This window comes from Kaistella yananensis (assembly GCF_026107505.2).
GTDB lineage: Bacteria > Bacteroidota > Bacteroidia > Flavobacteriales > Weeksellaceae > Kaistella > Kaistella yananensis.
This window is the reverse complement of the sequence record NZ_JAPCHZ010000007.1, coordinates 73,297-81,288: the sequence shown is the minus strand read 5'-3', so window position 1 is coordinate 81,288 and position 7,992 is coordinate 73,297. Positions and strand designations below refer to the sequence as shown.

8 protein-coding genes and 1 rRNA gene are annotated in these 7,992 nt (G+C 40.4%); 2 read left to right on the top strand and 7 right to left on the bottom strand.

Features of this window, described 5'->3' with window-relative positions:
- The 3 genes from OK344_RS13185 to gcvH form a co-directional block, all read right to left on the bottom strand.
- Positions 1 to 207: ribosomal RNA gene (locus OK344_RS13185) — 16S ribosomal RNA — on the bottom strand; the annotation flags it as partial.
- 626 nt (positions 208 to 833) lie between these two features.
- The gene (locus OK344_RS13180; RefSeq protein WP_262484630.1) at positions 834 to 1,130 is read right to left on the bottom strand and encodes a VanZ family protein; all 297 of its coding nucleotides are present in this window, start codon (positions 1,128 to 1,130) and stop codon (positions 834 to 836) included.
- Between the two features lie 55 nt (positions 1,131 to 1,185).
- Positions 1,186 to 1,563: a glycine cleavage system protein GcvH gene (gene gcvH, locus OK344_RS13175; RefSeq protein ID WP_088469858.1), complete on the bottom strand. Its 378-nt coding sequence runs from the start codon at positions 1,561 to 1,563 to the stop codon at positions 1,186 to 1,188.
- 221 nt (positions 1,564 to 1,784) lie between these two features.
- On the opposite strand from gcvH, the gene OK344_RS13170 reads away from it, so the two are divergent.
- Positions 1,785 to 3,071, top strand: a complete 1,287-nt coding sequence (locus tag OK344_RS13170; protein ID WP_265145197.1) for an aldehyde dehydrogenase family protein — start codon at positions 1,785 to 1,787, stop codon at positions 3,069 to 3,071.
- 47 nt (positions 3,072 to 3,118) lie between these two features.
- Here OK344_RS13170 and OK344_RS13165 read toward each other — a convergent pair whose 3' ends face one another.
- A complete protein-coding gene (locus OK344_RS13165) occupies positions 3,119 to 4,867 on the bottom strand; it encodes an ABC transporter ATP-binding protein (RefSeq protein WP_265145196.1) in 1,749 nt (582 codons plus the stop codon).
- A 112-nt stretch (positions 4,868 to 4,979) separates the two neighbouring features.
- Positions 4,980 to 5,732 carry a tRNA pseudouridine(38-40) synthase TruA gene (gene truA / locus OK344_RS13160; RefSeq protein WP_265145195.1) on the bottom strand — a complete coding sequence of 251 codons (753 nt, stop codon included), beginning with the start codon at positions 5,730 to 5,732 and terminating at the stop codon, positions 4,980 to 4,982.
- 87 nt (positions 5,733 to 5,819) lie between these two features.
- Between truA and OK344_RS13155 the strand changes: the two genes are divergently transcribed.
- A complete protein-coding gene (locus tag OK344_RS13155) occupies positions 5,820 to 6,311 on the top strand; it encodes a metallophosphoesterase family protein (RefSeq protein ID WP_265145194.1) in 492 nt (163 codons plus the stop codon).
- Positions 6,312 to 6,562: 251 nt separating this feature from the next.
- On the opposite strand, the gene OK344_RS13150 is transcribed toward OK344_RS13155, so the two are convergent.
- Positions 6,563 to 7,450 (bottom strand): Ppx/GppA phosphatase family protein, encoded by an 888-nt coding sequence (locus OK344_RS13150; protein WP_265145198.1) that lies wholly within the window; start codon positions 7,448 to 7,450, stop codon positions 6,563 to 6,565.
- Between the two features lie 30 nt (positions 7,451 to 7,480).
- Positions 7,481 to 7,960, bottom strand: a complete 480-nt coding sequence (cdd, locus tag OK344_RS13145) for a cytidine deaminase (protein ID WP_265145193.1) — start codon at positions 7,958 to 7,960, stop codon at positions 7,481 to 7,483.
- Positions 7,961 to 7,992: the final 32 nt, after the last annotated feature.

Genomic DNA, 7,992 nt, shown 5'->3' with positions numbered 1-7,992 from the left:
GTTTTCAATAATAATTGATGCCAATCATTATATTATGGGGTATTAATCTTCCTTTCGAAAGGCTATCCCCCAGATAAAGGTAGGTTGCACACGTGTTACGCACCCGTACGCCGCTCTCTGGATAGCAAGCTATCCATACCGCTCGGCTTGCATGTGTTAGGCCTCCCGCTAGCGTTCATCCTGAGCCAGGATCAAACTCTCCATTGTATGTTTGTCTGACTCACTCAAAAATAATTGACGCTTTAGTTTTTCCTTACTTTTTTGGTTGTTATTTGTATGTCAATGATCTCTTTTCTTTTCGCTTATATCCGGAAACTCTATTCTGTCGTTTGTTCCGAATTGCGAGTGCAAAAGTATAAACTATTTTTGAATTGACCAAATGTTTTTGAGAAAAATTTAAAACTTCTTTTTCGTAAGCTTTATCCCCTCGTAAATCAATCAGCCTAAATCTCTACTCCGCTCCCAGTTTCTCTCGATTTGGGATGGCAAAAGTATAAACTTATTTCTTAAAGACCAAATTTTTGAAGCGATTTTTTTGAAACTTTTATTTCAAGCTTCCTGACCGCTCATTCAATCTCCTAATCTTCTACTTCGCTCCCTCTTTCTCTCGATTTGGGACTGCAAAGATAAGCACTTTTCAATCCATTCCAAATTTTATTAACATTAATTTAATACTAAAAATACAACTCGCTGAATAACTGAGAGAAAAATTTTGAAGAAGGTTTCCTTCATGGAAACATACGTAATTAATACCGTTGACCTATCCAATATATTAAAGTATGATTAAAACAAAAATTACCGCCAATCGCGGGAATTCTATCTTAATCGATGTTCTAAAAATTTATACTCTTCACTTTTTTGAATAAAAAATATCCTAAAATCACTCCAATGGTGTCTGCCACTAAATCCAAAGCCTCCATAGATCTGCCCCAACCCATCTCATCCTGAAGGATCTCTGTAAGTATGGAATAACTTAACATGATCTGGAAGAAATACAAAAACCTGACTTTTGGAAATGCTGCCACGAAACAAAATCCCAACATGCCAAAGATGGCTAAATGCAACACCTTATCAATTCCATCGAACATAAAGGAGTATTCCATATTTTCGACGCCCGGACGGAGAAGCATAAAAGTGAGAAATGCCCAATAAATGGGCAAAATCTTACTGAATATTTTCGAAATTCTATCCAAGAGATTCTTGGTATTGTTCGGCCGTAATAAGTTCCGACAAATCTGCACCTTCCCCAATTTCCACTTTAATAATCCACCCTTTACCATAAGGATCGGTATTAAGGAGTTCCGGCTGGTCTTCCAGATCGGAATTGAATTCGGTTACTTTCCCGCTCACAGGCAAGAAAAGATCAGAAACCGTCTTCACCGCTTCTACACTCCCGAAAACATCTCCCGCAGAAAGTTCATCATCTACAGAATCTACATCTACAAAAACAATATCACCCAATTCTCCCTGAGCGAAATCTGTAATTCCAATTGTTGCGATGTCTCCATCAATTCTAACCCATTCGTGGTCCTTTGTGTACTTTAATTCTGAAGGTGTGTTCATTTTTTTAAATTTTATTTTTCAAAATTACTCAAAAATATCATAATCTCAAATGTTTCAAAGAATTTATTAGACCGTTGCTGTGGTTTCAGCACGGGTCTGTCAGGTAAATGTGTTTGCCCGAAAAGCATTTTTACTTCTTTTCCTATCTTTGTTCCTTTAAAGCACAACAGCGAACCGCCGGTTTGGTATAAGTTGCTGTTTCAAACAACTAAATTTTAGTCATGATTTTATCCGAAAAATTAGAAACTGCTCAGAAATCTTTCAAAAAATGGCGACAAGTACCCTTTTCTGAAAAACAGCAATATTTATTTAAACTCGCAGACCTTCTCGAGAAAAATGCAGAAAAATTCGGCAAGAATATTACCTTGGAGATGAACAAACCCCTTTCCCAGTCCATCGCCGAAATTGAAAAATGCGCGCTGATGGCCAGGTATTACGGAAATGCGGAAAATATCCTGAAACCGGAAAAAATAAAGACCGAATATAGAGTTTCAGAAATACATTATGCACCGCTGGGCGTTATATTAGGTGTAATGCCCTGGAATTTCCCGTTCTGGCAGGTTCTGAGATTTGCGGTACCAGCAATTCTTGCAGGAAATACCGTGGTGCTGAAGCACGCATCGATCTGTTTCGGAAGCGGCAGAATGATTGAAAAACTATTTACCGATGCAGGTTTCCCCGAAGGAGTGTTCCAGAATCTGGAAATCGGGCATGCTGAAGTGAAGTCTGTTTTAGAAAACCCTATTATTAAAGGCGTAAGTTTAACCGGTAGTGAAAAAGCAGGCGCTGAGATCGCTTCCACCGCCGGGAAAAACATCAAAAAATCGCTTCTCGAACTGGGCGGAAGCGATGCATTCATCGTTTTGGATGATTCAGATTTTAATGAAGCGGCGAAAAGCGGCGCCAAGGCAAGACTTCAGAATTGTGGACAAGCCTGCAATGCTGCGAAGCGTTTCATTATTCAAAAAAGTGCAGAAGAAGAATTTTTGCCTCTGTTCATTAATGAATACCAAAAATTTGTACCTGACGATCCATTGAAAAAAGAAACCAACCTCAGCGGAATGGCAAGGCCCGATCTGGCAGATGAGCTGGAAAAGCAATACGAAAAAGCCCTCAAAAACGGCGCTGAAATTATTCTGCCGCTCAAAAGAGTTTCCGACAAGGTATTCGAACCGGGTCTCATCAGGGTAGAAAAAGGCAATCCAATTCTTGAAGAAGAACTTTTTGGTCCATTGGGAATGGTGATGATTGCCCAAAATGACCAGGAAGCGCTGGAGCTGGCGAATAATATTCCGTTCGGGCTTGCCAATTCGGTATGGACAAAGGATGAAAAGAGACAGTTGTTCTTCATTGAAAATCTGGAATCGGGAACCGTAACCATTAATAAGGAAACAAGCTCTGATCCCCGACTGCCCTTTGGCGGTGCAAAATCTTCAGGCTATGGCACCGAACTTTCAATGATTGCTTTAAAGGAATTTGTAACAGCGAAAACCGTTGTAGGAAATTAAAATTTACAGAAGAAAAACAAACGCCGGAAAATTTCCGGCGTTCTTTATTAAGATTCACTTTCAGCTACATCGCGTTTCAGCTGCGCTCTGTACAGTGTAGAATAATATCCGTTTTTATCGAGCAGTTCGAGGTGCTTGCCTTCTTCTACAATTCTTCCCTTTTCCATGACGATAATTTTATCTGCTTTTTCAATGGTGGAAAGTCGGTGCGCGATAATAATAGAAGTCCGGTTTTTGGTGATTTTTTCTGTCGCACGCTGAATGAGTTTTTCGCTTTGGTGATCGATGGAAGAAGTGGCTTCATCTAAAATCAGAATTTTAGGATCCGAAAGGTAAGCGCGCAGGAATGACAGCAGCTGCCGCTGTCCCAAAGAAATTGAAGAACCTCTTTCGCGCACCACGTAATCGTAACCACCAGGCAGGCTTTCGATAAACTCATCCACTTCAATATCTTTTGCCACGGCTTTAATTTTTTCTAAAGTGATGCTTTCGTCGCCGAAGGTCAGGTTTTCGAAAATCGTTCCGTGAAAAAGGAAAACATCCTGAAGTACCACCCCGATATGGCTTCTTAAATTATAAAGTTCGTAATCTTTCAGCGCTACATCATCAAGCAGAATTTTACCTGAATTAATGTCGTAAAGTCTCGTGATCAGGCTTATAATCGTAGATTTTCCGGCACCTGTTGCTCCCACAATTGCAACAGTTTCGCCCGGATTCACTTTAAAACTGATGCCTTTTAAAACTTCCTGATTTTCATCGTAGGAAAAATATACGTCTTTAAATTCAATTTTCCCGTCGAAATGATCTTTCATCACCGTTCCCTCATTCGGAAGTGCAAAATCTTCATCCATCACACCCAACACCCTTTCTGCACCCACGATTCCTCTCTGAATATTGTTGAACCGGTCTGCAATCTGTCTCAACGGACGAATCAGCATCGAGATGTACTGGATAAATGCAATAACAACACCCGCAGAAATTGTGATATATCCACCGTAGAAAAGAATGAATCCTATAAATAAGGAAGAAATAAGTTCGACAACCGGAAAAAAGAGTGAGAAAATAAATACCGTTCTGAGCAATGCTGCCTTCAAAGTAATATTGATCTGATCGAATTTTTTGAATTCGGCTTCCTGGCGGTTGAATACCTGAATGAGTGACATTCCCTGCAGGCGCTCCTGTACAAATGAGTTCTGATTGGCGGTCCAGGTTCTTTCATCGCCGAAAGCTTTTCTCAGTTTTTTCTGGAAAAATCTCGTGATAACCACCATTAAAGGAAGAATGGCCAGAGAAATGTAACTCAAATGCACATCCACCTGAAACATCATAATCAGCACGAAAACGATTCGGAGAATATCGCCGAAAACCATCAGGAAACCATCAGTGTACACCGTTGAAATCGTTTCCACATCTCCTACAGCTCTTGTCACCAGCTGGCCGATGGCGGTTTTGTCGAAAAAAGAGGTGCGGAAATAAATGAGTTTATGATACAGTCTTTCGCGGATATCGCGGATGACATTCTGAGAGATAAAGTTTGAAAAATACACCAGAAAAAAATTCAGGATGGTTTCACCGAAAACCAACGCCACCAGGATATAGATATGCTTCATCATAAGTCCTTCGTCCTGAAGTTTAATGATGTCGTTATCTACAATCTGCATCGTAAGGTAAGGGCGGTAGGTTGAAATTACCGATAAAACGATGGAAATAATCAGCGTGACGATAAACCACGACCGGAATGTCATCCCAATCTTAAAAAGCCTTTTAATAATATCCCAGGTTGACTGTTTCTTCATTTCTGTCTTAAAATCGTTGCAAAAATAGGTAAAATTTGCGGGCTGCTCCGGTACTTTCTGAATGATGCTGTAAATCGCGCTGCTGAAAAAAAAATTATTTCAGATCAAGTAATTATTCTTCAACTTCCGATTGTTCCCAGTTATAACCTACATCCACCAGAAATAAACCTTGCGGAGGAGCGGAAGTTCCGGCAGCATTACGGTTTTTATCTTCAATGATTTTACGTAAGTCGGTAGGCTGAATTTTTCCGTTGCCTATTTCCACCATGGTTCCTACAATTGCGCGAACCATATTCCTTAAAAAACGGTCGGCAGAAATGGTGAACTTCAGTTCGGCACCGTTCTGCTCCCAAAATGCTTTGTAGATTTTGCAGTTATTGGTTTTATTGTCGGCATGAAGTTTTGCGAAACTTGTAAAATCTTCATATTCAAAAAGGATTTTACAGGCTCCATTCATTTTCTCAAGGTCCAGAGTGCGTTTCCACATTTGCCAGGATGCATCCTGGGTAAACGGATTTTTCTCCAAAGCAATGTTATACTCATACGTGCGGAACGTGGCATCAAAACGGGCATGAAAATCATCCTTTACGCGAAAGATTCTTCTAACTGCAATATCATTGGGAAGAAAACTGTTCAGTTTATACGGAAGATTTTCGTCCAGATTCTGTACAGTATCAAAATGGGCGAAGATTTTTTTTGCGTGAACGCCGGTGTCGGTTCTCCCCGCGCCTGTGGTTTTTATTTCCTCGCGAAGAATGGTTGATAAAGCTCTTTCCAGTTCTTCCTGAACCGTAATTTCGTTAGGCTGTATCTGGTAACCGAAATAATTTTTGCCGTGGTATGAAAATTCTATGAAATAGCGCATTGCTGCAAATTTAAAATAAATGTCACGAATGCACGAATAAAATTCATCCTTCAATAATGGGTAAAAAAATTCCCTTATTTTCGTACCATGAAAATTCTGCTTCTCTCCGACTCGCATTCCTATATTGATGAACGCGTTTTAGATTACGCAAAACATTCCGATGAAATCTGGCATTGCGGCGATTTCGGAAATATAGAGGTGATTGAAGCACTCGAAAAGATAAAACCTCTGCGCGGCGTTTACGGAAATATCGACGGAACGGAAATCCGTAAAATTTTCCCTGAAGTTTTAAGATTTACCTGTGAAGAAGTGGAAGTGCTGATGATTCACATCGGCGGTTATCCGGGAAAATATAGTCCGCTCGCTAAAAAAGAAATCGAAAAACAGACTCCCAAACTCTTTATATCAGGACACTCCCATATTCTGAAAGCCATTTTCGATCAGAAAAACCATCTGCTGCATCTCAATCCCGGCGCGATGGGAAAAGTTGGGTGGCACCAAATGCGTACGATGATGCGTTTCGATATCAATAAAGACCAGATTGAAAACCTGGAAATCATAGAACTCGGTAAAAAATAATTTCTTTGAAATACATTTTACCGTTTAAAAATCTTTAAAATTCTTAACTTAGAGGATAAATTCTTATGCAGGATTTTATTCCGCGAATGGGTCGCCGGTTTTAATCCGAAACATTTTATCGTAGGCGAGTGGGGACTTTTCATCCTTCCTGAATTCCTCAGGATTACGTGCAGCGTGATGAGGAACTTGATTTTTTGGATGATGAAGACGAAATCTATTTTGGCTACAACGATTCTGACACAGTATAAATTTTACGATTTACTTTTCAGGCCATCGTAAATCCGGTGTATCAAACCATCAGCTACTGAAATTTTCGGCACAAATATTTTGTCGATATCACTCCACGTCATCACGTTATTGAAAATCTCCAGAGCCGGAACCAGCACATCGGCGCGGTCTTCACGAATTGCATATCGGCTCATTCTTTCTGCAACGGTGAGGCCCTTCATTTCTTTGTAGCATTTTTTAAGATAGGCTGCCGACATCGGTTTTCCGTCTTTGGTCTTGCTCATCGAAAATATTTTGTTGATATTTCCTCCCGAACCAATAGCCACAACCGGTTTTTTACTGTTGATGTTTTTGCGGATTTCTTCTTTCATTTCTTTCCAGTGCTCGTCAGTAACCAAATTATTAAGCAGCCGGATCGTACCGATGTTGAAGGAATGTTCATATTTCATCTCGCCGTTTTCGTAGAATGTAAGTTCCGTAGAACCGCCACCGACATCGATATAAAGATATGCAGAACCTTTGTCTAAGCCTTCCGCCACATGATTTTCGTAGATTAAGGTAGCTTCTTCGTCACCGGAAATAATTTCAATATCAATTCCCGAGGTTTTTTTTACCGCATCAATGATTTCCGCACCGTTTTTGGCATCCCGCATAGCACTGGTTGCACAGGCACGGTAATGTTCTACCTTATAAATCTTCATCAGATCGCTGAACACCTTCATCGAACTGATGACCATTTCTTCCCGTTCCGCACCTATTTTGCCTTGTGTAAAAACATCAATCCCCAACCGCAGAGGAATACGGAGCAGATTAAGCTTCATGAATTCCGGCTTGCCTTTTTTGGGCTCGGTTACTTCGTTGATTAAAAGGCGGGCCGCATTACTCCCGATATCGATGGCTGCAATTCTCATCATTAATTCATTTAGAACATCATTAATTCTTTAAAGGAAGGAGGCATCAAAAGAAAACGGCAACAGATCGCGGATCGATTTGGTTTTGAAAATTTCGCCGTCCAGCGAGGCAAAATAAATTTCAATACCTTCCTTCTGCTTCGCTTCATACTCCAGAATCGATTGTCTGCAGGCGCCACAGGGCGGAATTGGCGTTGATGAAAGTGCTTCTTTCGACGCACCGATCACAAAAAGCTTCTTCATTTTCACATTCGGAAAATTGGCAGCAGCCCAGAAAATGGTGGTCCGTTCTGCACATAATCCCGACGGATAAGCAGCGTTTTCCTGGTTACTTCCCGTGATAATCTCGCCATTCTCCAGTAAAATCGCACAGCCAACGTGAAAATGAGAATATTCGGCATAGGCATTTTCGCGGATTTTCTTCGCTGCATCAAAGAGTTTTTTTTCCGTCGCATCAAGACTTTCATAATTGCTGATGGCTTCGAAACTGATTTTAAATTCTTTTTCCATTTAAAAAAATTGGGGAGTAAAGATAACTTTTA